This window comes from Marinimicrobium sp. UBA4209 (genome assembly GCF_002381585.1).
GTDB lineage: Bacteria > Pseudomonadota > Gammaproteobacteria > Pseudomonadales > Cellvibrionaceae > Marinimicrobium > Marinimicrobium koreense.
Genome location: NZ_DFTP01000041.1, coordinates 2,633 through 4,352 on the forward strand (window position 1 = coordinate 2,633; position 1,720 = coordinate 4,352).

Annotated in this window: 3 protein-coding genes; all 3 read left to right on the plus strand. The window is 61.5% G+C overall.

All coding sequences use genetic code 11. From position 1 onward, the window contains the following. The first annotated feature begins 170 nt into the window (after positions 1–170). Positions 171–548: a GntR family transcriptional regulator gene (locus tag B3187_RS05590; protein WP_123638683.1), complete on the plus strand. Its 378-nt coding sequence runs from the start codon at positions 171–173 to the stop codon at positions 546–548. Beyond that, positions 545–1,414, plus strand: a complete 870-nt coding sequence (locus B3187_RS05595) for an ABC transporter ATP-binding protein (protein ID WP_286805022.1) — start codon at positions 545–547, stop codon at positions 1,412–1,414. Before B3187_RS05590 ends, B3187_RS05595 begins: the two co-directional genes overlap by 4 nt. Next, positions 1,414–1,720, plus strand: a 307-nt coding sequence (locus B3187_RS05600; protein WP_286805023.1) for a hypothetical protein, incomplete at its 3' end; no start/stop codon positions are given. The genes B3187_RS05595 and B3187_RS05600, both read left to right, overlap by 1 nt.

Here is a 1,720-nt window from a genome sequence, read left to right on the forward strand (position 1 = left end):
GGCGGGTGATGAGCCCCCATGGACGGGTTCACGGCGTGTCTCACAAGGGGGTACCCAGGCGGAGCACTCCGCCACGAAGTGTTGTAGAAAAGAACTCTAATAAATCAACTTGCTGAATTCAGGTATGGTGTTATAGTTATGTATAACACCAGTTCACCAAGGGAGCCATTGTGGCCGATATCTGGAATGACGACCAACCCATCTACCGCCAGCTCTACGAGCGGGTGGTGCGGTTGATATTGCAGGGGGAGATCGCCGAGGGGGATGCACTGCCCTCGGTGCGACAGCTCTCGGCGGATTATCAGATCAACCACCTCACCGTGGCGAAAGCCTATCAGGCCCTGGTGGATGAGGGGTTGGTGGAAAAGCGACGGGGTCTGGGGATGTTTGTTCTGGCCGGTGCACGTGAGCACTTACTCGCGCGCGAGCGCAAACTATTTCTGGAGCAGGAACTGCCCGAGGTGGTGGCGCGGGCGCGTCGTCTGGGCATTGAGGGCGAGGCGCTGCGGCGCGCCCTGGCGGATTATCAACGGGAGGATAAGGCATGACAGCGGTGATTGACGCGCGCGGCCTGCGCAAGGCCTACGGGCCCAAAACGGTATTGAAAGGCATCGACCTGACCCTGGAGCCGGGTCGGATCATGGGCCTGATCGGCCCCAATGGCGCGGGGAAGACCACCCTGCTCAAGGGCATTCTCGGTCTCGCCCGGGTGGAGGGGCATCTGCGGGTGCTGGGGTTGGATCCGCAGCGTCAGCGCACGGCCCTGATGGAGCGGGTGTCGTTTATTGCCGATACCGCCATCCTGCCCGGCTGGCTCAAGGTCAGTGAGGCGCTGGACTATATGGCTGGGGTGCATCCCCGGTTCGATCGGGCCAAAGCCGAGGGCTTTCTGGCGAAAACCGGCATTGAGCGCCGCTCACTGGTGAAGGAGCTGTCCAAGGGCATGGTCACTCAGTTGCATCTGGCGCTGATCATGGCCATCGACAGTCAGCTACTGGTGCTGGATGAACCCACCCTGGGGCTGGATATCCTCTACCGCAAACAGTTCTATACCAGCCTGCTGAACGACTACTTCGACGAGCAGAAAACCATTCTGGTGACCACCCATCAGGTGGAGGAGATCGAGCATCTGCTCACCGATGTGGTGTTTATCGGGGATGGCGAGCTGCGGCTGAACACCTCGATGGAGGCGCTGGAGCAGGACTTTGTCGAACTGCGGGTCACCGGCGATCGGTTGGCGGAGGCGCAGGCACTGGGCCCGATCCATCAGCGTTCCATGTTGGGTGGCGAGTGTCTGATTTTTGAGGGGGTCAGCGCGGAGCGCCTGGCGCCCTTGGGTGAGGTGAAAACCCCGGGGCTGGCGGATCTGTTTGTCGCCAAGCTGGAACGGGTACAACCGGGGAGGGCCGCCTGATGAACCTGACTCAATGGCGTCCGGTGTGGATGCAATGCCAGCGCGAATTCTGGGAATCCCGGGGGACCTTTCTGCGCACGCCCCTGTGGGTGGCGGCGGTGATCGCCGCGCTGATGGTCATGGGCATGATCACCGGCAATATCGAACTGAATGCGGCGCTCAACGAGCTGCGCGGTGCGCCTGAAAACCTGCAGAAGTTTGAAGACGGCGCGGATCTGGTAGGCGCGCTGATGTCCGGGGACCTGTTCAGCACCCATCCCCAGGTACTGCGGGCGGCGCTGGCGGCCATCGCCATCCCCTTTATTG